This is a genomic window from Neorhizobium descurainiae, from assembly GCF_051400715.1.
GTDB lineage: Bacteria > Pseudomonadota > Alphaproteobacteria > Rhizobiales > Rhizobiaceae > Neorhizobium.
The window spans coordinates 46,529-66,165 of record NZ_JBLFFK010000006.1 but is presented as its reverse complement, the minus strand read 5'-3'; the positions used below and the strand labels follow the sequence as shown (position 1 = coordinate 66,165).

General features: G+C 63.8%; 18 protein-coding genes. 11 read left to right on the top strand and 7 right to left on the bottom strand.

Annotation, left to right across the window (positions count from 1 at the left end; all coding sequences use genetic code 11):
- Positions 1 to 15 precede the first annotated feature (15 nt).
- From ACMGE0_RS12970 to ACMGE0_RS12950, 5 genes are all read right to left on the bottom strand, one after another.
- Positions 16 to 3,270 carry an alpha-1,4-glucan--maltose-1-phosphate maltosyltransferase gene (locus tag ACMGE0_RS12970; protein WP_436816270.1) on the bottom strand — a complete coding sequence of 1,085 codons (3,255 nt, stop codon included), beginning with the start codon at positions 3,268 to 3,270 and terminating at the stop codon, positions 16 to 18.
- A 391-nt stretch (positions 3,271 to 3,661) separates the two neighbouring features.
- On the bottom strand, positions 3,662 to 4,639 hold the full coding sequence (locus tag ACMGE0_RS12965; protein WP_436816269.1) for a Bug family tripartite tricarboxylate transporter substrate binding protein: 978 nt from the start codon (positions 4,637 to 4,639) through the stop codon (positions 3,662 to 3,664).
- 263 nt (positions 4,640 to 4,902) lie between these two features.
- The gene (locus ACMGE0_RS12960) at positions 4,903 to 5,403 is read right to left on the bottom strand and encodes a cupin (protein ID WP_436816465.1); all 501 of its coding nucleotides are present in this window, start codon (positions 5,401 to 5,403) and stop codon (positions 4,903 to 4,905) included.
- A 43-nt stretch (positions 5,404 to 5,446) separates the two neighbouring features.
- Positions 5,447 to 5,740 carry a DUF3175 domain-containing protein gene (locus ACMGE0_RS12955; protein WP_436816268.1) on the bottom strand — a complete coding sequence of 98 codons (294 nt, stop codon included), beginning with the start codon at positions 5,738 to 5,740 and terminating at the stop codon, positions 5,447 to 5,449.
- Between the two features lie 63 nt (positions 5,741 to 5,803).
- Positions 5,804 to 6,796, bottom strand: coding sequence for a LacI family DNA-binding transcriptional regulator (locus ACMGE0_RS12950; RefSeq protein WP_436816267.1), 993 nt, complete (start codon positions 6,794 to 6,796; stop codon positions 5,804 to 5,806).
- A gap of 195 nt (positions 6,797 to 6,991) precedes the next feature.
- On the opposite strand from ACMGE0_RS12950, the gene ACMGE0_RS12945 reads away from it, so the two are divergent.
- The 11 genes from ACMGE0_RS12945 to ACMGE0_RS12895 all read left to right on the top strand — a co-directional run bounded on the left by ACMGE0_RS12945 (position 6,992) and on the right by ACMGE0_RS12895 (position 19,002).
- Entirely contained in the window at positions 6,992 to 7,780 is a 789-nt protein-coding gene (locus ACMGE0_RS12945) for a 6-phosphogluconolactonase (RefSeq protein ID WP_436816266.1), read from the top strand.
- On the top strand, positions 7,773 to 8,564 hold the full coding sequence (locus tag ACMGE0_RS12940; RefSeq protein ID WP_436816265.1) for a sugar isomerase domain-containing protein: 792 nt from the start codon (positions 7,773 to 7,775) through the stop codon (positions 8,562 to 8,564). The genes ACMGE0_RS12945 and ACMGE0_RS12940 overlap by 8 nt, the downstream gene beginning before the upstream one ends.
- Positions 8,564 to 9,706 carry an N-acetylglucosamine-6-phosphate deacetylase gene (locus ACMGE0_RS12935; RefSeq protein ID WP_436816264.1) on the top strand — a complete coding sequence of 381 codons (1,143 nt, stop codon included), beginning with the start codon at positions 8,564 to 8,566 and terminating at the stop codon, positions 9,704 to 9,706. Before ACMGE0_RS12940 ends, ACMGE0_RS12935 begins: the two co-directional genes overlap by 1 nt.
- On the top strand, positions 9,703 to 10,953 hold the full coding sequence (locus ACMGE0_RS12930; protein ID WP_436816263.1) for an alkaline ceramidase: 1,251 nt from the start codon (positions 9,703 to 9,705) through the stop codon (positions 10,951 to 10,953). The genes ACMGE0_RS12935 and ACMGE0_RS12930 overlap by 4 nt, the downstream gene beginning before the upstream one ends.
- A gap of 105 nt (positions 10,954 to 11,058) precedes the next feature.
- Positions 11,059 to 12,360 (top strand): ABC transporter substrate-binding protein, encoded by a 1,302-nt coding sequence (locus tag ACMGE0_RS12925; protein ID WP_436816262.1) that lies wholly within the window; start codon positions 11,059 to 11,061, stop codon positions 12,358 to 12,360.
- 121 nt (positions 12,361 to 12,481) lie between these two features.
- Complete coding sequence (locus tag ACMGE0_RS12920; protein WP_436816261.1) at positions 12,482 to 13,369, top strand: carbohydrate ABC transporter permease; 888 nt, start codon at positions 12,482 to 12,484, stop codon at positions 13,367 to 13,369.
- Entirely contained in the window at positions 13,366 to 14,274 is a 909-nt protein-coding gene (locus ACMGE0_RS12915) for a carbohydrate ABC transporter permease (RefSeq protein WP_436816260.1), read from the top strand. The genes ACMGE0_RS12920 and ACMGE0_RS12915 overlap by 4 nt, the downstream gene beginning before the upstream one ends.
- 5 nt (positions 14,275 to 14,279) lie before the next feature.
- Positions 14,280 to 15,506, top strand: coding sequence for an AGE family epimerase/isomerase (locus tag ACMGE0_RS12910; protein WP_436816259.1), 1,227 nt, complete (start codon positions 14,280 to 14,282; stop codon positions 15,504 to 15,506).
- Between the two features lie 3 nt (positions 15,507 to 15,509).
- On the top strand, positions 15,510 to 16,574 hold the full coding sequence (locus ACMGE0_RS12905) for an ABC transporter ATP-binding protein (RefSeq protein WP_436816258.1): 1,065 nt from the start codon (positions 15,510 to 15,512) through the stop codon (positions 16,572 to 16,574).
- A gap of 15 nt (positions 16,575 to 16,589) precedes the next feature.
- Entirely contained in the window at positions 16,590 to 17,765 is a 1,176-nt protein-coding gene (gene uxuA, locus ACMGE0_RS12900) for a mannonate dehydratase (RefSeq protein WP_436816257.1), read from the top strand.
- Positions 17,766 to 18,000: 235 nt separating this feature from the next.
- Positions 18,001 to 19,002: a Gfo/Idh/MocA family protein gene (locus ACMGE0_RS12895; RefSeq protein WP_436816256.1), complete on the top strand. Its 1,002-nt coding sequence runs from the start codon at positions 18,001 to 18,003 to the stop codon at positions 19,000 to 19,002.
- 2 nt (positions 19,003 to 19,004) lie between these two features.
- Here ACMGE0_RS12895 and ACMGE0_RS12890 read toward each other — a convergent pair whose 3' ends face one another.
- Complete coding sequence (locus tag ACMGE0_RS12890) at positions 19,005 to 19,328, bottom strand: BrnA antitoxin family protein (RefSeq protein ID WP_436816255.1); 324 nt, start codon at positions 19,326 to 19,328, stop codon at positions 19,005 to 19,007.
- Positions 19,319 to 19,573: a BrnT family toxin gene (locus ACMGE0_RS12885; protein WP_436816254.1), complete on the bottom strand. Its 255-nt coding sequence runs from the start codon at positions 19,571 to 19,573 to the stop codon at positions 19,319 to 19,321. Before ACMGE0_RS12885 ends, ACMGE0_RS12890 begins: the two co-directional genes overlap by 10 nt.
- Positions 19,574 to 19,637: the final 64 nt, after the last annotated feature.

Below are 19,637 nucleotides of genomic sequence, written 5' to 3'. Positions count from 1 at the left end.
CATCTGTTTTCCTCCCTATCTCACGCGCCAGATCGCAAAGGGAAGGCCCGCATGGGGATCGAGCCTGATCCTCTGCATCTTGCCGGCAAGGGTGAACCTGTGGCCGGCGATCAGATCTTCGAGGTCAAGCGCTGCATGATCCGGGAGGTTCCATGACCAGAGCGGAATTTCGACATCCGCCTCATGGGCATTGTAGGGATCTAGGTTCACCGCGATCAGCAGGACGTTCTCCCGTCCCGCACTCGCCTTCTCGTAGAACATGACGTTGTCGTTCCAGGCGGTGAGAAGCTGGAGGCCGAGATGCGAATGCAGCGCCGGGTTTTCCCTGCGGATGCGGTTCAGCATGGCGATCTCGGATTTGATGTTGCCGGGCCGGTCGTAATCCCAGGCGCGGATCTCGTATTTTTCCGAGTCCGCATATTCCTTCCGCTTGGCGTCCGGCCGACCCTCGCAGAGCTCGAAGCCGTTGTAGACACCCCAGAGGCCGGAGAGCGTAGCCGCAAGCGCTGCACGGATCAGAAAGGCCGGGCGCGGCGCGTTCTGCAGGAAATCCGGGTTGATGTCGTGCGTGTTGACGAAGAAATGCGGCCGGAAGAACTCCTTCGGCTCTTCGGTGGTGATCTCGCGCATATACTGCTCGAGCTCCCATTTGGCATTGCGCCAGGTGAAATAGGTGTAGGACTGCGAGAAGCCGACCTTGGCGAGCCGGTACATCACCTTCGGCTTGGTGAACGCCTCCGAGAGGAAGACGACTTCCGGATGGTGCGAGCGGATGTCGGCGATCAGCCATTCCCAGAAAGGAAAAGGCTTGGTGTGCGGATTGTCGACGCGGAAGAGCTTGACGCCGTGGTCCACCCATTTCTGGACGATGTCGCGCAGCTCAACCCACAGCGAGGGGATCGCGTCGTGGGCGTAGAAGTCGACGTTGACGATGTCCTCGTATTTCTTCGGCGGGTTCTCCGCATAGCGGATCGTGCCGTCCGGCCGCCAGTCGAACCAGCCGGGATGCTCCGTAAGCCAGGGGTGGTCGGGCGAGCACTGGATCGCCAGGTCGAGCGCGATTTCGAGACCTTCGTCCCTGGCCGCTTCGGTAAGCCGCTGGAAATCGTCGAACGTGCCGAGTTCGGGATGGATGGCGTCGTGGCCGCCCTCTTCCGCGCCGATCGCGTAAGGGCTGCCGGGGTCGCCCGGCGCCGCCTGAAGGCTGTTGTTCCTGCCCTTGCGGTTCGTCTTGCCGATCGGGTGGATCGGCGGGAAGTAGAGCACGTCGAAGCCCATGGCACGGATTTCCGGCAGACGCTTGATGACGTCGTCGAACGTGCCGTGGCGGTTGGGATCGCCGCTCTGGGAGCGGGGAAAGATCTGGTACCAGCCCGCGAAGGCGGCAGCCGTGCGTTCCGCATCGAGGGGGATGGCCTGCGAACGTACCCGATACGGGCGGCGGTCGGCCTCGGCCATCAGCTCGGCAGTCTCTGCGGCGAGCAGGATTTCGATCCGTTGGGGATCCTGCACTTCGGTCAGCCTGTCGAAAAGGGCTTTCAGCCGGGTCTTGATGGAGCCGGAGGAATTGTCGAGCGTATCGAGAACGAGGTTGATGCCTTCCTGGATTTCCAGGCGGAGATCGAGCCGCGCCTCGTGCTTCTTGGTGAATTCGTAGCGGAAGATGGCGAAGGGGTTGCGCCAGCCTTCGATCACGAACTCGTGCCGCCCGAGGCGCTTCGGCGTGAATTCCGCTTGCCAGCGATCGTTTTCGATGAGCTGCATGCGGACCTCGTGCCAGTTCGTTTCGTCGGCCGCGCGCCAGAGCAGCGCCGCCGAAAGCGGATCGTGGCCATCGCCGAAAATGTCGGCCTCGACCCTCACGGTCTCGCCGACGACGCGCTTGACCACGAAACGGCCGTCGTCGACCGAGGGTGCGATCTTCTCGATCGCCAGCCGCGGCGAGGCGGCCGCCTCATTGATGTTCGGGACGGGAACGGCATCGACGACCGGCACGGAGGCCTCGCCCTCGAAGACGCGCAACTCGCCGGGCTTCAACTTGAGCTCGGCGGCAAGGACCTGGCTTTCGTCGTCCGCCGCCGTCAGCGGCAGGAAGGGGGAGGCAGCGTCGCGCAACACGTTGAAAGGCGCGTTCACCGCGCGCCGCAAGTCGCGGTTGAGGACAACGACCCGGATTTTTTCCGAGGCGCGGATGTCTTCCCTGTCGGTCTGCAGCAGCGCGACGGCCGGCGTCTGGCTGGTGGAGATGAGCCGGAGCGGCTGCCGGGCGAAGCCTGCGGCCGTCTTGTTGGTGCCGGCATTGATCGCACGGATATCGCCCGAGAGATCGAACGAGCCTTGCTCCCGCAGGCCGCGCAGGCCCAGCCCGTCGCCGTGCAGCGGATCGAGCGGCACTGCGGCGCCGTATTCGAACCCCATCGGGATCATCAGTCCGCTTGCGAAGGTCGAGGCGAGCTTCAGCGCCCGCACGGCCTTTCGCTGCAGCACCTCGCAACTGTCGGTGCCATGCGCCATGCGCGTGCCGAACGGCGCTTCGGGGAAGGTGATCTGGTAGCCGAGCCCGCGCTGGATCTGGTATTCGTCCATGATCCAGCGCTCCTCCAGGTTCCACCAGGCGAAGGAGGAGAAGCTGCCGTCGAACCCGGCACCCTGGAGCGCCTTGCGGTCTTCGAAGGCGCTGCCCGGCGTCCAGGCGAGAAAGATGGTTTCCGGCGCCGACCTGCGTGTGGAAAGGATGAGATCGTACCAGGCTTCCGGCGCCAGACGGCCGATGCCGAGGCATCGGAAACCGGCGATGCCGAGCCCGGTAAGCCACGCCAGGCGCTTGCGCCAGTCTTCGATATGGCGGGCCTCGCTCAGGAAATCTATCCTGCGGCTGCAGCTTTCCTGCGGCGGGACACGCGGGTCGGCGACGACAGGTCCGGCATGCTTGGCATCGACGGCGACGCGGTCGATCACGAGGTCGAGCATCAGCTTGATATCGTTTTTCCGCGCCGCTTCGATCAATGCCCTGAAACCCTGCTCGACCGAGGTGTCCAGACCCAATTCAGGGTCGAGGCGTTCGAAGCTCCCTGTCACGAAAACGCTGGCGTTGCGGCCGCGCTCGAAGAGGGGAGCGGTCAGCACGGTGTCCAGGCCGAGGTCCTTGGCATGGGCGAAAACCTCGCGCCAGGCATCGAGCCCTTTCAGCATCAGGGGATGGACGTAGTAAATCTGCGGTGGCAGTTGCGAGAGCGATATCCGCGAGGCGAATTGAGGGCGCGTGTTCATCGTTTTTGCCTTGCCGTAGAGTTCTGGCTCTAACGGCAAGGTCGGGAGCTTGTTCCGGCAAAATGACGCGAAGGGGGCGGAAGGCTCCGGAAAGGGGCAATCGCTTGTCCCAGGGAAGGCAGCAATTCCGGGTTGCTGCGGAGGGCATCCGGAAGGACACGATTATTTTGAAAACTCGCAATGAAAAAAACCGGAGCGGAACTCCGGCCAGCTTCATGACAAAGGCTCGAAAACCTCTGATCGTCATGCTCGGGCCTGTCCCGAGCATCTGCAAACTGACGTTTATAGATCCTCGGCACAGGGCCGAGGATGACGCCGAGCAAGACGTGAGGTTTGTCAGCAGTCTGAGCCGGAGCGGAACTCCGGCCTTCGTTGAACTGTCTTTGCGGCGTTACTGCTTTTCGATCTTGCCGATCTTCGCCCAGTCTTCCCAGCGCCTCACGTCCATCGTCGCATAGTCGAGGGTCGCCTGCGGGCTGTCGAGCGTCATCGGCTCGCCGCCATTGGTGCCCACGAACCTGCGGGCTTCGTCGCTGGTGGTGACCTCGGTCATCACCTTGTGCATCTTGTCGAGGATCGGCTTCGGCGTGCCCTTGGGGGCTGCGAGAACCCACCAGATGCGCACGTCGACATTCGGCACGCCTTCTTCCTGGAAGGTCGGAATGTCCGGAACGGAAGAGATGCGTTTTGCCGTGCTGACGGCGAGGATGCGCAGCGTCCCGTCGCGCGAGCGGGCCAGTCCGAAGACCGGGTCGCCGACCATGTAGTCGATCGAGCCGCTGGCGAAATCGTTGAGCGAATCCGCGCTGGTCTTGTAACGCACCTGCAGCGTCTCGAGGCCGCCGGCATTGGCCTTGTACATCTCGGCGAGAATGGTCGCCGGAAAGTTCGGCGTGGCATAGGAAGCCTTGTCGCCCTTTTCCTTCATAGCCGCGGTCAGCTCGGAAATATGCTTGTACGGCGATTTGGCGCTGACCAGCATCATGAACGCCTGACTGAAGACCGGCGCGATATAGTCGAAATCCGTGAGCGGATCGTAAGGCGGCGCCTTGAAGACGTGCGGGGCCGCGGTGAACTGGTCGGCGGAGCCGATCAGCATCGTATATCCGTCCGGCTTCGCGTTCTTCAGCGCCACGACCGAAAGGCTGCCGAGCCCGCCCGGCTTGTTTTCGACGATCACGGTCTGGTTGAGCTTTTCCTCGAGCTTCTTGGCGAAGAAGCGGGCATAGACATCCGCCCCGCTGCCGGCCGGGAACCCGGCAATCAGCGTGATCTGCCTGCTCGGATAGTCGTCGGCAGCACCGGCGCCACCCGGCGCCGCCACGGCGGTAAACATCAGCGCCAGCGCGCCTGCGAGTAATCGTTTCACTGCACTCTCCTCCTAGAGACAGTCCGGCCTATCACGGGCGGGGCCGGATGACGGTGGCGCGAAAACGGTCTCCTCCCCGTTCGCACTGAAATGTAAGGTAGCCATATATTTTGAGGAGCGTCAAACACTCTCCATGCGGGAAAGCCGGCTCCGGCTTAAATCTAATGGGGGAAGCCGGTGCGCTTATGCCGGAACGTTGCAATGCCCGTTCATTGGGCGATTTCCGCGGAAGAAGGCGAGGTGGTGCTTTGGGTGGGTAGCGCTTAGCGGCGCGGCCAATACCGCTTCAACGCGCCGTTTTCACCTTCCAGCGGATCGGTGGCGGGGATGGGAAGACTTTCGATTTTCCGAAGCTGCGCCTCGTCCGCCGGGCCGGTCTGAATGTCGGCATCCTGTCCGGGCGGATAAGCGCCGACCACCAGGAAATCCCGGCTGGCTTCGATCCGCCTGTGGCCGGTTCCTGCCGGCAGGACCAGGCAATCGCCGGCATACACGCTGAGCTCCGCGCCATCCGGCCCGCCGATCAGGAGCCGTGCCCGGCCGCCGGCGATGCCCAGCACTTCGTGCGCGCCTGTGTGGTAATGCTGGTAGTCGAAGACGCCGTTGCGCCATATCCCTTCCCATCCGTTCTCTCGGAACCGGTCTTCGAACTTGGGCGCCATCTCGCCCTCTGCCGGGATCGCTTCGTGATAGATGAGCACCGGCAGGTTCCGGTTGTTGGGCACCCAGTCGCTGGGTTCGAAGGAGACGGTTTCGATACTCATGGCGGTTGAGGGCATGGTCGGGTCCAGACTTGGCGGAACGATTTTAGTGCTTCGGTTCACGGCCGAAATCCTTGCGCAACTCGTCCTTGGCTTTCTCCAGTGTCGCACGCCGTGACTTGGAAAGCTGATCGCCGGCGCGGTTGATATAGAAGTTCAGCATCGACATGGCCGACCGGAACGGACTCGACTTGCGGCGGTGGCTCTCCTCCGCCGAATGCTTCAACGAATCCGCGATCTTCTTGGGGCTTTTCGACTTGAACACGCCTTCTTTCAGATCCATGGCGTCGCTGTGCTCGGTCACGTCCTGCGACCACTTTTTCTTCTTGTTCTTGGGCATGGAACCTCCCGCGAAACGGTGAATACCGTCCGAACCTGCCCGGGAGAATAAGGTTCCATCCTCCTAGTTTGCCGCAGCCGTCGTGTTGCGCACCACAAGATGGGTCTCCAGCACGTAGCGCACGTCGCGGATGGCGCGCGACTGCAGCATGTCGAGCAGCAGCGAGACGGCGACGCGACCCGCTTCCATGGAGCGGTTGGAAACCGAGGTGAGGGCGGGATAGGTGACGGCGCCGAGCACGTCGTCGCAGCCGATCAGGCTGAAATCCGAAGGCACGGAGACGCGCTTTTCCGCAAGCCCAGCAAGCACGCCCTGTGCCGTCAGATCGTCGAAGGCGACGGCTGCCGTGGCGCCCGTGGCGAGGATCGCGCCGACCGCGTTGCGGCCGGAATTGTAGCTCGGCAGCACCGCGGGCACGGTTTCGACCCCGATCCCCAGGCCGGAGGCGGCAGCCCGCATCGCGGAACGCCGCTGCTTGTTGGACCAGGAGGTCGAAGGGCCGCTGACATAGGCGATCTTGCGATGGCCGAGCTTGACGAGATGCTCGACGGCCTCCCGCACGCCCGAGCCGCTGTCGATCAGAACGCGCGGGATGCCGTCGAGATCGCGGTTGATCAACACGAGCGGCAGCTTGCCGGCATGGGCGCGGATGCGCTCGTCCGAAAGCCGCGAGGAGGCCAGCACGAGCCCTTCCACCTGGCCTGCGAACCGGCCGACCAGCTTGTCCTCCTGCTTGGGATTCTCTTCCGTATTGCCGAGGAAGATGCAGAAATCCGAGCGGTCGGCCTCGAGCTGGGCCGCCTGGATCATCGGCGGGAAGAACGGGTTGGCGATATCCGGCACGATCAGCCCGATATTGCCATGCCGGCCGGTGCTGAGCGCGCGCGCCGTGTGGTTCGGCACATAGCCCAATGCCTCGGCGGCTTTCATGATCCGCTCCACCGTTTCCGGGCTCAGCATGTCCGGCCGGGTGAAGGCGCGCGAGACGCTGGAACGCGCAACCCCGGCCGCTTCCGCGACCTGGCTGATGGTGACGCCCTTGGTCCGCTTGATCATGGATTCAGTAAACTCGCCCTCTTTGGCCTCGACTACCACGAATTCCACAGCTCCATCAATTCGGGCTGCAAGACTGACATTCATCCACTTGACATGCAACCGGTTGCATGGAACTCTTTGGCCAACAAGAAAAAGGGGATCTAACAGACGCGGCGACGTGGCTTCGGTTCCCTATGCGACGACATGGAGACCGCGTTGAACCTCGCAACCGCCCTTCGCCCTTCGCCGGAAACGCGGCGGACCTTCGACCGGCTCCTGGTCGAAAGCTTTGCCACACGGGCCGAGATGGGGACAGCCGCCGCGGCGGACATCGCGGCAGCACTTGCCGAGCGCCTCGCCAGGAAGACCAACGTGCGGATGGTGTTTGCGGCGGCGCCCAGCCAGGCGGATATGCTGGCAGCACTTTGCGCCATGCCCGGCATCGACTGGAACCGCGTCACCGCTTTTCATATGGACGAATATATCGGCCTTTCGCCTTCCTCGCCTGCCCGGTTCGGCAACTGGCTGGACCAACATGTCTTCGGCAGGCTGCCTTTTGCCGCCGTCCACCGCATCACGCCGGAGCCGGATGCGGCGGCGGAGATCCGGCGTTACTCCGACCTCCTGAACGAGGCGCCGATCGATTTCGTCTGCCTCGGCATCGGCGTCAACGGCCATATCGCCTTCAACGATCCGCCGGTTGCGGATTTTTCCGATCCGCTGGACGTCAAGATCGTCGAACTCGACGATATCTGCCGGCAGCAGCAGGTGGACGACGAATGTTTCCCCGATCTTGCCTCCGTGCCCCGCGAGGCGGTCACGCTGACGGTGCCGCGTCTCGTCCGCGCCGAGCGGATGTTCTGCGTCGTGCCGGGCCGCGTCAAACGGGACGCGGTTTCGAAAACGCTCCACGGCCCGCTCACCACGGAATGCCCTGCAAGCATCCTGCGCATACATGCCGCCTGCACTCTCTATATCGATAAGGATTCCGATCCCGATGCCTGAACTTAAAGCCCCTGGGCCTGTTATCGATGCGGATGCGCTCTGCGAAGGTTATTTTGCCTCCACCCAGGCCTTGATGCGCCGGGTGCTGGAGGAGGAGAAGGCTCCGCTCGATCAGGCGGCCTCGAAGCTTGCCGATCAGATCGAGGCGGACCGGCTCGTACATATCTACGGACCGGGCGGCCATTCCAACTTGGCTTCGCAGGAAGTCTTCTTCCGCGCCGGCGGGCTGATGCATGTCAGCGCCATACTGGACGAAGGAACGCTGCTCTCAAACGGGGCGTTGCGCTCCATGGCCATCGAACGCACGCCCGGTTACGGCAAGGTGGTGATCGCCAACCAGCGGCTCGGCGAAACAGACCTGCTGATCCTGGTGAATGCCTACGGCATCAATGCGGCGCTGATCGATGCGGCGCTGGAGGCGCGGCGGCGTGGCACGTTCCTGATCGGCATCAGCTCCCGCCAGCACGCCTCGAACACTTCGCCGGATCATCCCGCGCGCCATCCGACCAAGCAGAACCTGCACGACATCGTCGATATCGCCGTCGATACCAAGGTGCCGATCGGCGATGCGGTGGTAACCGTGCCGGGCATGGGCGAGAACATTGCGGCGATCTCCACCTTCGCCAATGCCTTCACGCTGAACTGCCTCGTCATTCGCACGGTCGCCAAGCTCGTCGAACGCGGCATCGAACCGCCTGTCTGGCGCAGCGGCAACGCGCCGGGTGGCGACGAGGCGAACAGCCGCTTCATCGCCAGTTTCCAGGGCCGGGTGAGGGCGCTCTGATGACGACCGTCGAGGGCATCGATCCCCGCACCGGCAAAGGTATTGCGATCGAGATCGCCGACGGGAAGATTTCCGCTGTCCGAGCGGCCGAAAACACAAGCTCTCACTATCTGTCGCCGGGCCTGATCGACCTGCAGGTCAACGGTTTCCGGGGTTTCGACCTGAACAACGGCGAGGTGACGGCGAATGCCGTCCTTTCCCTCTGCGAGGAACTGCTGAGCACCGGCGTGACCACCTGGCTGCCGACAATCATCACGGCCTCGGAAGGCGCGATCCTCCAGGCGCTGGAGGCGATCGCCAAAATTCGCGCCGGTCACCGGCTGATCGCCGAAATGGTGCCGGGCGTGCATGTCGAAGGCCCCTCGATCTCCGACAGGGACGGCCCGCGCGGCGCGCATCCGCTGCGGCATGTCCGGCCGCCTTCGATCGAGGAGTTCGACCGATGGCAGAAGGCTTCCGGCGATCTCGTTTCGATGGTGACCATCGCACCGGAACATGAGGGCAGCATCGATTACATCCGGGCCTTGTCCGCGCGCGGGGTGCTTGTGGCGCTCGGCCATACGGCGGCGACACCCGGGCAGATTCACGCGGCGGCTGAGGCGGGCGCGGTGCTCTCCACCCATCTCGGCAACGGGGCTGCGGCCATGCTGCCGCGCCATCCGAATTTCATCTGGGCGCAACTTGCCGACGACCGGCTGACGGCGAGCTTCATCGCGGACGGCTGGCACCTGCCGCCCGATACGTTCAAGTCCATGCTGCGCGCCAAAGGCATGGAACGTGCGATCCTCGTTTCGGACATGGTTGCGCTTGCCGGCATGCCGCCAGGCCTTTACGACCAGCCGGTCGGCGGCCAGGTCGAGGTCTCGCCGGAAGGGCGCATCGGCGTCGCCGGCACGCCCTATCTCGCCGGCGCCAGCCTGCCGTTGTCCGCCAATGTGCCGATCGCCGCCGGGATGGCCGGCCTGTCCCTGGCCGATGCCCTGCTTCTCGCAACGCAGAATCCCGGCCGCTTCGTCGGCGGGCGGGGGCGGCTGGAGGTCGGCGCGCGGGCGGATCTCATCCGTTTCGACTGGTCGGAGGGCGACCGCGAGCTCAAGGTCCGCGAAGCCTGGGTGCATGGCGCGAAGGTATTCCGCACATGATCGAGGCAGGGGCAGCCATCGTCGATATCACGCCGCCGCCGGGGCTCTTGATGTCCGGCTTCGCGGCCCGTAGCCTGCCCGCGCGGGGTGCTCACGACGCGCTGACGGCGCGGGCGGTGGCGGTCGGAGATACGGCCGTCGTCGTGGCCGACGTGATCGGCATCGACGCGGCGATGAGCGCCCGCATCCGCGAGCGCTGCACGCTGCCCGCCGGAAGCGTGATCGTCGCGGCGCTCCACAATCACGGCGGGCCGGTTTCCATGGCTGGGAGGCTGAGCCTCGCCGCCGACCCGGCCTATCTGGAGCGGCTGGAAGATGCCTGTGTGGCTGCGATCGACAAGGCGGCCGCGGCCCGACGGCCGGCCAACATCACGGCGGGGCAGGGGAACGACCCGGGGATAGCGCGCAACCGGCGCCATCCCGGCGGACCGGTGGACGCTTCCCTGCCGCTGCTGCGCATTCGCGGCGAAGACGGGGCAATGATCGCCCTCGTCACGGCCTATGCCTGCCATCCGGTGGTGCTCGCCGCCGACAACCTGCTGTGGACGGCGGACTATCCGCATTTCGTGCGGCAGACGCTGGAGGAAGCCTATCCCGGCGCGGTCGCTCTCTTCATGACCGGCTGCGCCGGCGACACCAATACCGGCCATTCGGCGCATGCGTCTGTCACGCTCGCCGCCAATCCGGACAGGCCTTATGAGGCCGCGGCGCGGATCGGCCGCAAGGTTGCGGTAGCAGTCCTTGCTGCCTCGGAGCAACCCGTTTCCGATACCGTCATCGAGCGAAATGGAACCGTCGCCCTCGGCTTCCATCGCCGCGAGACGGAGCCTCCGCAAATCCTCGAAAAGCGCTGGCGGGAGGAGGCTCTGACCGCCGAACCGGCGCGCAAAAATCTGCTCGGTTATTGGGCCGTCTGGGCGCGCGATATCGCTCCCGCCGAACCCGAACCCTTGTCCGCACGGGTGACCGTGCTCGATTGGGGTGGCGTGCCCCTCGTGGCGCTGCCGGGCGAGATCTTTGCCGAAACGGCTCTGTCGATCCGCGCCGCGCTCGGCCCCGACAAGCCCGCGTTCGTCATCGGTTTTGCGGACGACAATCCGGGCTATATCCCGCCGGCCGGCGAGTTCCGCCATGGCGGCTACGAGGTGGACGAGGCGCATCGCTATTACGGCCTGGCCGCGACCTTCGCGCCGGGCTCGGCCGAGGCGCTCGCAGCCTGTGCCGTCGAGCTGGCGAACGACAACTGAGGAGGAGCAGGGCGCATGATCCGCACACGACCAAGACCCATCCGATGCTTGACACGCAACCGGTTGCATGAGAGCTTTTCGTCAATAACAAGAGGGAACAGGGACATGAAAAACGCATCAGTGAAAAACAGGATTTCCACCCGCGCTCTGCTTATGGGCACGGCATTCGGCGCCGCTCTGCTTTCCGGCCTCTCTTCCGCTTCGGCGGAAACGCTGACGGTCTGGAGCGGTTATCCCGAAATGGCGCCGTTCTACGAACATGTCGCGAAAGGCCTGAAGGCCAGCCATCCGGACCTCGAAGTGAAGGTCGAGGCGATTGCGCTGCGCGAGCACGAGAAGCGCGTGGCGCTCGGTCTCACCGGCGGCCAGGAAGGAATTACCGTCATCGAGCTTTCCGGCTCGACTGCCACCCGCTACCTCGAAAATAGTCTCCTGCCGGAAGCGCCGGATGATGTGGCGACCTTCGTGAAGGATACTAAGAATTTCGACAAGTTCTTCAGCGACACGGCAAGTTACGACGGCACCGTCTATGGCGTGCCGCTCTTCCGCGGCCAGGGCGCGCTCTATTACAATACCGACATGTTCAAGGCCGCCGGCCTCACCGAGCCGCCGAAGACCATGGAGGATTATTCCGCCTATGCCGAGAAGCTGACCAAGCGCGATGCCTCGGGCAAGGCGACGGTTTCCGGCTGGAGCCTGCGGCTCTCCGGCGGTGGCCAGGGCATTGCCGAAAAGTTCTGGATCAACATGCACCAGTACGGCGGCGCGATCCTGGTGCCGACCGGCGACGGCAAGTGGAAGACCGATTTCGCCAACGAGGCCGGCCGCAAGGCGCTGAAACAGTATCTCGCCAACATCTTCACCACCAAGACCGTCTCGCCGGAAATGCCCGCCGACGCCGATGCCTTCGAGCGCGGCCAGACCGCCATGTTCATCCGCGAATCCTGGGTGATCGGCGATATCGCCAAGAAGGCGCCGGACTTGAAATATGCAACCGCGCCGCTGCCGAAGGGCTCGATCGCGCTGCCGACCAATCTCTATGTCGCGGGCGACGATGCCGATATCGGCTGGGAATTCGCCAAGGCGGCGAATTCGCCGGAAAACCTTGTCTGGCTGCTTGAGAATGTCAGCTGGCTGCCGAACCGTTCGGGCGTCGATTATTCGAGCGTCACAACCAAGCAACCGGCTTTTGCCGCCTTCGTCAACTATCCGCAGGGTTACGAGTTCTTCACGCTGCCGTCGATCGGCCCGATCGAGGAGATCCTGACCCGCGTCGCGGCCCAGCTCGTGGTCGCCTTCGGTGACGCCTCGATGGCCGCCGACGATGCCAAGATCGACGCGTTCCTGAAGAAGGCGAGCGACGAAGTGAACACCATCCTCGATCGCGAAGGCTTGGCTGCGAAATAATCCGCCGGCAACCCTCGCCAATCGCATCCGCCCGGGGCATCATTCGTCCCGGGCGCTCTCCCGAGGATCAGGGTCCGACCCGCTTTGCGGCCGAACCCGCTTATCTACAGGCCATGACGCAATGCTGAAGCGCAAAAGATTTATCTTTGCGATCCTCGCGATCCTGCCGACGCTGGCGATCTTCGCCTATGTGCGGCTTTATCCGATCGCCGACACGCTGAGGCTCAGCCTTTTCAAATGGGATATCCTGTCCAAGAACAAGCCGTTCGTCGGACTTGCCAATTTCCGCGAGCTGATGGGCGATCACCTGTTCCTCGATGCGCTCGTCAATACCACGATCATCGCCTTCGGCGTGCTCTTCCTGACCATCCCGATGGCGCTCTTCATCGCCGCGCTGATCTTCCACCGCACGCGGTCGAAGATGGCCGGCTTCTACGAGACCGCCGTCTTCATCCCGCATGTCGTGTCGCTGGTGCCGGCCGCCATGGCCTGGAAGTGGATTTTCGACGCACGGCTCGGGCCGCTCAACGCACTCCTGAATTTCTTCGGCATTCCGATGCAGAACTGGCTGTTCGATCCGGTATTGTCCGTCATCTGCATCATCGTCCTCTGCTCCTGGCAGGCGCTGGGTTATGCGGTGCTGATCTATATCGTCGGCTTCAAGAACCTGCCGGTCTCGCTTTATGAGGCGGCCAAGCTCGACGGCGCTTCCGGCCCGCAGAGCTTCTGGTACCTGTCGATCCCGATGCTGAAGCCGATCACGCTTTATGTTTCGGTCGTGACGCTGGTCTCCGGCTTCAACGTCTATGCCCAGGCCTTCGTGCTGGCGTCGGATGCGCAGGGCGCGCCGGGAAGGCAGGTGCGCGTGCTGGTCCTCGACATGCTGGAAAACAGTTTCCGCAACTATCGCGTCGGTTACGCGGCATCGGAGGCCGTGGTGCTGCTGGTCATCGTGCTGGTGCTGACGCTCATCCAGTTCTCGATGCTGCGGGAAAGGGGCAGGGCATGACCATTGAAGTTGCCATGAATCAAAAGACCGCGCATATCGAACCCACCGCGCAGGAATTGGCTGAAGGCGTTCGCCTGCGCCGCAAGAAGCGGCTGACGAACCTTGCGATCGATATCTTCCTCGTTGTCGTTTCGATCCTGATGCTGCTGCCGCTCGTCTTCCTGGTGGCGAATGCCTTCAAGACCCCGGCGGAAATGCTTGCCTGGCCGCCGACCGTCATCCCGCGCGACCCGACGATCGCCAATTTCTCGGCGGTGCTCGGCGAGACGCCGCTCATCCGCTGGATCGGCAACAGCCTCGCCTTCGCGGTGCTCTCGACGCTCGCCATCGTCGCGACCTCGGCGATCGCCGGTTACATTTTCGGCAAATTCCGTTTCGGGACCCTGAACGTCATCTTCGCGCTGTTCCTCGCGACCGCGATCGTGCCGTTCGAGGTCTACATGATCCCGCTCTATTTCCAGGCAAGAAGCCTCGGCATCTTGAATTCCGTCTGGGGCCTGCTGCTCGGCTATCTGGTGATGAGCTTCGGCATCTTCCTGATCCGCCAGAACGTCATCCACTCGATCCCCGATGAGCTTCTGGAAGCGGCGCGCATCGACGGCGCCGGCGAGTTCTGGATCTTCCTGCATATCGTCCTGCCGCTCCTGCGTGGGGCGCTGGGTGCGCTCGCGGTCCTTGCCTTCTTCCAGGCCTGGACCGCCTTCGCCTGGCCGATGATCGTCGCGACCACGCGAACGAGCTACACGATCGAGGTGGGGCTGGCACTTTTCCAGACCGGCTTCACGGTCGATCTCGGGCGTCTCAGCGCCGCCTCCGCCACCGTGCTCATCCCGTCCATCCTGCTCTTCGTCATCCTGCGTCGCAATTTCGTGCAGGGCGTTGCCAGCACCGGTCTCAAGGAGTGACGGCAATGGAATTTTTCGAAGAGGCGCGCACCACCTATGCCGCGGCCAATGCCGGCACGCTCTACTGGATGCTGCAGCGGCCGGCGCTCGGCGGCGGGTTTCTGAACACCAAGCAGAACAGTGTGACGCTCACGGATTACGGCGCTGAGGACGGCGTTCGCGGGCCGGATTACACCTATGGCTGGATCCAGGGGCGGGGGCTCGAATCCCTCGTCACCCATGCGGAGTTCTTCAGTCGGGAATTGCCGCCGCTGGCCGAAAAACTCGATGTAGCAGGCCGCCGCCTTTACGATCTGCTCGCCGCTCTGCAGCAGCCTGATGGCCATGCCTATTTCTGCTACGATCGCGACATGCAGCCGGTCTATGCGGATGCCGCCGGCGTCGTGCACAGACAGGAAAAGCCGGCGCTGATCTACTCCTATTCCGATGCCTTCGCGGCCAAGGGCCTGGTGGCTGCGGCGAGCCGCTACGGCCTGCCGGGCGTGACCGATCATCTCGCCTATTTCGGAGAGGTCGTCGCGTCGATCGAGAACGGCCGTTTCCAGATGGACGAGCGCCGGCCGCTGTCGCTCGAAAGCCTCGCCCTCCAGGCGGATGATTTCGGGCCGCGCATGATCCTGCTGGGCGCCGCAGGCCCGCTGAAACGCTTCGGGCACACCGCGCATCTTGCCTTTGCCGACCGCTTCATCGCCCATGTCGTCGACCGGCATTTCGACGCCGGAACCGGCCTGCTCCGAAACGTGCCGGGCGAGGATGCCTGCAATGTCGGCCACGGCATCGAGTTCGTCGGCTTCGCGCTGGACTATCTCGACGACAATACCGACCCGGCGCTGATCGAGACACTGGAACGCATTCTGGTCTCGTCCTTCAAAACGGGCTTCGTCGGGCCGGGCATCACACTCACGGTTTCGGTCGCGTCCGGTAAGCCACTGAGCCCCTATTGCCCCTGGTGGTCGCTGCCGGAGACGATCCGCTCCGCAGCCCTTTGCCACGAGCGCACCGGCAGCGCCGGGAGCCTGGAGGTCTGGAAGGCGGCGCATGCGGCCTTCTTCGAACGCTATTGGCGCGGAACGCCGCCGATCGCCTATCAGACCATGACGAAGGACGGTCCGGTCGATTTCGTGCCCGCCACACCCGACCTTGATCCCGGTTACCACACCGGTCTCAGCCTGCTCGCAGCCATCCGCGCCGCCGACCGGCTCGGGCCCCAGACACACGCAATCTCAGGATGAAATATGGCTTCCGTTGAAATCCAGAACGTCCGCAAGGCCTACGGCGATTTCGAAACCATCAAGGGGGTTTCCGTGGACGTGCCGGACGGCGCTTTCGTCGTGCTGGTCGGCCCGTCCGGCTGCGGCAAGTCCACGCTGCTCAGGATGATCGCCGGGCTGGAGGAAATCACCGGCGGCACGATCCGCATCGGCGGTCGCGTCATCAACGATGTCGAGCCGAAAAACCGCGACATCGCCATGGTCTTCCAGAACTACGCGCTCTATCCGCATATGACGATCGCCGAGAACATGGGTTTCTCGCTCAGGCTGGCGAAGAAATCCAAGGAGGAGATCGCCTCGCGGGTGGCGGATGCGGCGCGCATCCTCGGCCTCACCGACTATTTGCGGCGTTATCCGAAGCAGCTTTCCGGCGGCCAGCGGCAGCGCGTCGCCATGGGCCGCGCCATCGTGCGCAATCCGCAGGTCTTCCTCTTCGACGAGCCGCTGTCGAACCTCGATGCCAAGCTGCGCGTGCAGATGCGCGCCGAGCTCAAGGACATCCACGCCCGCATCAGGACGACGACGGTTTATGTCACCCACGACCAGATCGAGGCCATGACCATGGCCGACCGCATCGTGGTGATGCGGGACGGCATCGTCGAGCAGGTCGGCGCGCCGCTCGACCTTTACGACAGGCCGGTCAACACCTTCGTCGCGAGCTTCATCGGCTCGCCTTCGATGAATTTCCTCTCCGCCAGGGTGGCGGAAGATCGCAGGTCGGTGGTGACGGAGAACGGCGTGAAGCTGCGATTGGGGTCCGAAGCGTCCGCCGCGCCGGGCACTGCGGTGACCTACGGCATCCGGCCGGAGCACCTAACGATTGCGGCCTCGGGCGAGGGCATTCCGGTGACGGTGGGCAATATCGAGCCGACCGGCTCGGAAACCTTCGTGCAAGGCGCGGTGGACGGCCAGAAGATTTCGGCGCAGCTTCGCGAGCGTCTTTTCATCAAGGCAGGCGACGTGCTCAACCTGACGCTCGCACCCGCCAACAGCCATCTCTTCGACGCCGCCACCGGCGTGCGGCTCTAACAAGGTAGGACGACAATGGAACAGACCTGGCGCTGGTTCGGACCGGACGACACGGTAACCCTCTCCCATGTGAAACAGGCGGGCGCCACCGGCATCGTCAGCGCGCTTCATCACCTGAACGACGGCCGCGCCTGGCCGGACGACGAGATTTTGAAGCGCAGGGCGATCATCGAGGAGGCGGGGCTCACCTGGTCGGTGGTGGAAAGCATCATCGTCCACGAGGACATCAAGACCCGCACCGGCCGTTATCGCGAGCTGATCGACAACTACAAGGCTTCGATCCGCGCGGTCGCCAAGGCCGGCATCATGACGGTCTGCTACAATTTCATGGCGATCACCGACTGGACCCGTACCGATCTCGAATACCGGATGCCGCATGGCGGCACTGCGTTGCGTTTCGATATCGTCGAATTCTGCGCCTATGACGTCCTCATCCTGAAACGCCCCGGTGCCGAGCAGGATCACCCCGCAGATCGCATCGAGAAGGCCGAAGCATGGCTGAAGGCGGCGAGCGAAAGCGATCTCGCGCGGTTGGAGCGTAACCTCATCGAATGGGTGCCGGCGCGCGAATTCGTCTACGACCGCCAAAGCCTCAACCGCATGCTGGATATCTACAAGGAACTCTCCGAGGACGGTTTTCGCGAGAACCTCTTCGCCTTCCTCAAGGAGATTGTTCCCGTCGCGGAAGAGGCGGGCGTCAGGATGGCGATCCATCCGGACGATCCGCCGTTCCCGCTCTTCGGCCTGCCGCGTGTGGTCTGCAAGGCGTCGGATGCCCGCGCGCTGTTGGCGGCAGTGAAGTCGCCGTCGAACGGCATCACGCTCTGCACGGGGTCCTATGGCGCCAACCCGGAAAACGATCTCGTCGCCATGGCGGAGGAATTCGCGCCCGATATCCATTTCGCCCATCTGCGCAACGTCACCAAGGAGGGCGACGGCTCCTTCCACGAGGCGGAGCATCTGGAAGGCGACACGGACATGGTGCGGGTCGTGATGGCGCTGACGGCGGAAGAGAAGCGCCGCAAGGCCGAGGGCAGGGCGGACTGGCGGATCCCCATGCGGCCCGACCACGGCCATGCGATCGTCGACGACATAGGCAAGAAGGTCAATCCCGGCTATTCCTGCATCGGCCGGCTGAAGGGCCTGGCGGAGCTGCGCGGCATCATGCGCACGCTGGAAGTGCTTGGGTGAGCTATCTCATGAAGGCAGCGCAAGCCGCCCCCCACCCGGCCTCCGCTGCGCTCGGCCACCCTCCGGGGACGGGTCGACGGCCCCGTCCCGTCCTCCGGACGCCCGAGGGGAGAGGAGGGAATAGAGACGGCGCGGCAAGTATCCCTTCTCCCCAGCGGGGAGAAGGTGGCCCGAAGGGTCGGATGAGGGGGTGCCGCCGTATGACGACAGTGTTTGGCATGGCAGGGAGCACATCATGGCGAAATTGAAAGTGGCGATGATCGGGCTCGGCATGGCGGCGGGGCACCATGCCCGCGCCCTTCTGGACCTGTCGGACCGGATCGAATGCGTGGCGGCCTACAGCCGGACGGCAGCCCGGCGCGACGCCTTTGCCGCGCAATATCCCATTCCGGTCAGCGGCGATCTCGACGCCATCTTCGCGGACGAGGCGATCGGGGCGGTGCTGATCCTGACGCCGCCGAGCAGCCACCTGGAGCTCGTCCGGCGGGCCGCTGCGGCGAAGAAGCATATCCTGCTCGAAAAGCCGCTGGATATCTCCTTGGAGCGCTCCGAGGCGATCGTCCGCACGGCGAAGGAAGCGGGCGTGCTGCTCGGCATGGTGCTGCAGAACCGGTTCCGCGCCGCTGCCCTGAGGCTCGACGGGATCGTCAGGTCTGGCCGGCTCGGGCAGTTGGTGGAAGCGTCTGCCGCGATCCGCAACTGGCGGCCCCAGAGCTATTACGATGTCGAAGGGCGGGGCACGAAGGCGCGCGACGGCGGCGGCGTGCTTCTGACCCAGGGCATCCATACGATCGACCTGCTCTTAAGCCTCGCCGGCACGCCGAAGGATGTCTCCTCCTTCGTCCGCACCAGCCCGATCCACACGATGGAAACCGAAGACCTTGTGACGGCCGCTTTCTCCTTCGAGAACGGCGCTATCGGCACGCTGAATGCCACGACCTGCGCCTATCCAGGCCTGCCGGAGCGTATCGAGCTGATCGGCACCAAGGGCACGGCGGTTTTCACGGGCGACAGGCTCGACGCGGCCTTCATGGACGGCACAAGCTTCACGGAAGGCGGGGAGAAGTCAGGCAGCGGTGCAGGCGCCAATCCCATGGCCTTCGGCCACGGGATGCACTGCGCGCTCATCGAAAACTTCGTTGACGCTGTCCAGAACGGCGCATCCCTGCGCGTCACCGGTGACGATGCCCTGAAGGCGCACCGCTTCATCGAGGCGATCCTGGCAGGCGGCAGATAGGGTCATTCTCGGAGACCGGCTGCCTTGCGCAGTTCCTCGGCCATCTTGGCTCGCCAGTCCTTCCCCGACGCTTTGAACTTTTCAAGCACGTCCTGATCGAGCCGCAGCGTGACGGCCACTTTCGGCGCCTCGACCTTGGGCCTGCCGCGGGCACGACGCATTTCCTCGATCGCTTCGAAGAACTCGGGCGGCATGACTTCTCGCGCCGGGCGCATGCGCGCGAGTTCCTCGTCGGTGAGCGGCGGGCTGTCCACTGCGTCCCAATCTTCCTTGGTGTAGCCGCGACCGGGCTGGAATTCCTTGAGAGTCTGACGCTTCACTGCCATGTCAGAAGCCTCTTTTCTTTCTCGTTGGCGGGCCGGAAACTGATGATGGACGTGGCCTCAGTTCCGAGCGCCGCAAAAATCACGACGGCTGTGCCATCTTCGAAATAGCCGATCGCCTTGATGCGACCGGAATGGCTTCGCTCCATCACGGCTGTTTCCCAATGGAACGCGCCGACATCGAAAAAATCGAAACCGTGTTTCGCGATATTCGCAAGCCGCTTCGGCTCGTCCCAGACGAACTTCATGATTATTCGTACACGAAAAATTACTGCCCCTCAACAGGGCAACAATCTAACGTAGATAATGCCG

What these genes read in the sequence shown, in the direction of transcription:
- ACMGE0_RS12970 (WP_436816270.1), bottom strand. Translation starts at nt 3,270, where the DNA reads ATGAACACGCGCCCTCAATTCGCCTCGCGGATATCGCTCTCGCAACTG.
- ACMGE0_RS12960 (WP_436816465.1), bottom strand. Translation starts at nt 5,403, where the DNA reads ATGAGTATCGAAACCGTCTCCTTCGAACCCAGCGACTGGGTGCCCAAC.
- ACMGE0_RS12955 (WP_436816268.1), bottom strand. Translation starts at nt 5,740, where the DNA reads ATGCCCAAGAACAAGAAGAAAAAGTGGTCGCAGGACGTGACCGAGCAC.
- ACMGE0_RS12950 (WP_436816267.1), bottom strand. Translation starts at nt 6,796, where the DNA reads ATGATCAAGCGGACCAAGGGCGTCACCATCAGCCAGGTCGCGGAAGCG.
- ACMGE0_RS12940 (WP_436816265.1), top strand. Translation starts at nt 7,773, where the DNA reads ATGCCTGAACTTAAAGCCCCTGGGCCTGTTATCGATGCGGATGCGCTC.
- ACMGE0_RS12935 (WP_436816264.1), top strand. Translation starts at nt 8,564, where the DNA reads ATGACGACCGTCGAGGGCATCGATCCCCGCACCGGCAAAGGTATTGCG.
- ACMGE0_RS12930 (WP_436816263.1), top strand. Translation starts at nt 9,703, where the DNA reads ATGATCGAGGCAGGGGCAGCCATCGTCGATATCACGCCGCCGCCGGGG.
- ACMGE0_RS12925 (WP_436816262.1), top strand. Translation starts at nt 11,059, where the DNA reads ATGAAAAACGCATCAGTGAAAAACAGGATTTCCACCCGCGCTCTGCTT.
- ACMGE0_RS12920 (WP_436816261.1), top strand. Translation starts at nt 12,482, where the DNA reads ATGCTGAAGCGCAAAAGATTTATCTTTGCGATCCTCGCGATCCTGCCG.
- ACMGE0_RS12915 (WP_436816260.1), top strand. Translation starts at nt 13,366, where the DNA reads ATGACCATTGAAGTTGCCATGAATCAAAAGACCGCGCATATCGAACCC.
- ACMGE0_RS12910 (WP_436816259.1), top strand. Translation starts at nt 14,280, where the DNA reads ATGGAATTTTTCGAAGAGGCGCGCACCACCTATGCCGCGGCCAATGCC.
- ACMGE0_RS12905 (WP_436816258.1), top strand. Translation starts at nt 15,510, where the DNA reads ATGGCTTCCGTTGAAATCCAGAACGTCCGCAAGGCCTACGGCGATTTC.
- uxuA (WP_436816257.1), top strand. Translation starts at nt 16,590, where the DNA reads ATGGAACAGACCTGGCGCTGGTTCGGACCGGACGACACGGTAACCCTC.
- ACMGE0_RS12895 (WP_436816256.1), top strand. Translation starts at nt 18,001, where the DNA reads ATGGCGAAATTGAAAGTGGCGATGATCGGGCTCGGCATGGCGGCGGGG.
- ACMGE0_RS12890 (WP_436816255.1), bottom strand. Translation starts at nt 19,328, where the DNA reads ATGGCAGTGAAGCGTCAGACTCTCAAGGAATTCCAGCCCGGTCGCGGC.
- ACMGE0_RS12885 (WP_436816254.1), bottom strand. Translation starts at nt 19,573, where the DNA reads ATGAAGTTCGTCTGGGACGAGCCGAAGCGGCTTGCGAATATCGCGAAA.